Annotated in this window: 1 pseudogene; it reads left to right on the top strand. The window is 64.0% G+C overall.

The window, feature by feature from the left end:
- Positions 1-148: 148 nt before the first annotated feature.
- Positions 149-250 (top strand): annotated as a pseudogene (locus AB1L30_RS00375) (class II fructose-bisphosphate aldolase); the annotation flags it as partial.
- Positions 251-581: the final 331 nt, after the last annotated feature.

Here is a 581-nt window from a genome sequence, read left to right as displayed (position 1 = left end):
CTATCGGACGAGGAATTCCGAAAGATAAAGACGGACATCAAAGCCAGAATCCAAGAGCCAGCAACAGTTTCGGAAGAAGCGGAACCCGTTTTTGCCGAAGATGCCAGCAAGGCGGATTATGGTGAATTTGTCTGGTTTTGCGAAAGATCAGGACCACGGCAACAGCCCTGAAACCTGCATGAGCGCCATCGAAAATGGCTTCACCTCGGTGATGATGGACGGTTCGCTGGAAGCGGACGGCAAGACCCCAGCTTGGCCGCCCTGGCCGAGAGCAAGCCCAAAGGTTCGGAGGCGATTGTCGCTTCCGCCATGGCGCCACGCCCTGACCCGCTATCGGGTCGACCGCACCGGCTCCCTGCCCGAGGGCTGCTGCCGGCTCCTGCTCTGGCCCCGGACCGGGCGGACTCACCAGTTGCGCGTGCAGGCGAGCACGCGAGGGGTCCCGATCCTCGGGGATGCGTCCTACGGGTCCGATCGCCCCTTCCCGGTCGGCATCGCCCTGCACGCCCGGTCACTGACGATCCGGCACCCGATCCTCCGCACCCGGCTCCAATTCGAGGCCCCGGTCCCCGGGCACTGGG

The organism is Bremerella sp. JC817 (genome assembly GCF_040718835.1).
Lineage (GTDB): Bacteria > Planctomycetota > Planctomycetia > Pirellulales > Pirellulaceae > Bremerella.
The sequence above is the reverse complement of the archived record's forward strand: the minus strand, read 5'-3'. Positions and strand labels throughout refer to the sequence as shown.